This window comes from Vibrio sp. 1078-1 (assembly GCF_033340475.1).
Window position 1 is genome coordinate 1 of sequence record NZ_JAWOWM010000679.1, and the last position, 570, is coordinate 570.

A 570-nucleotide genomic window follows, 5' to 3' on the forward strand; every position below is an offset into this window, starting at 1 on the left:
AATTGTTGGTTTGGGACTCTTTTTCTTAGCTATTTGTACTGGAATTAGATTCTTGAGTAGCCAAGTTAAAGATCCGGGTAGAACTTTGAGCATTGAAGAAAAATGGTATTGGTATAAGCTCCATTCGTTTTTTGATGGCTTTTATCCAAGGTATCCCAAAAAGCCAAAAAAATAGCCAGCCAACCACAAGCTGGCTACCTTCTATTTTCAGTTCCTTCCTGATGCCTGGTTATAAGCCCTAATATCGATCAAGTTGTTCTGAGCATAATCTCCAGCAAGGGATGCATTTGAGATCACTGCAATCTGCTTATCCACAAATGCTTTATCTTCTTCGGACACACTGTCGGGGATGTAAGCACCGCTCTCATCTTTTTGACGATACTCATTTAGCATTTGCTCCCTTAGACCAAGCATTTCAGGCGACCAACTCGATGAGTCTTCAGAGTTGAAAACGCGCCCCGCCAAACCTTCATTGAAAGCTTGAGCGAACACTTGACTTTGAATCGGGGTCAATCCCATTCTCTGCCCTTCGCTGTATGCTTCCTGTTTAAAGTCAGACGCATGCTGTTC

1 pseudogene is annotated in these 570 nt (G+C 42.8%); it reads right to left on the bottom strand.

The window, feature by feature from the left end:
- Positions 1-207: 207 nt before the first annotated feature.
- Positions 208-570, bottom strand: a pseudogene (locus tag R7190_RS29470) (conjugal transfer protein TraG); the annotation flags it as partial.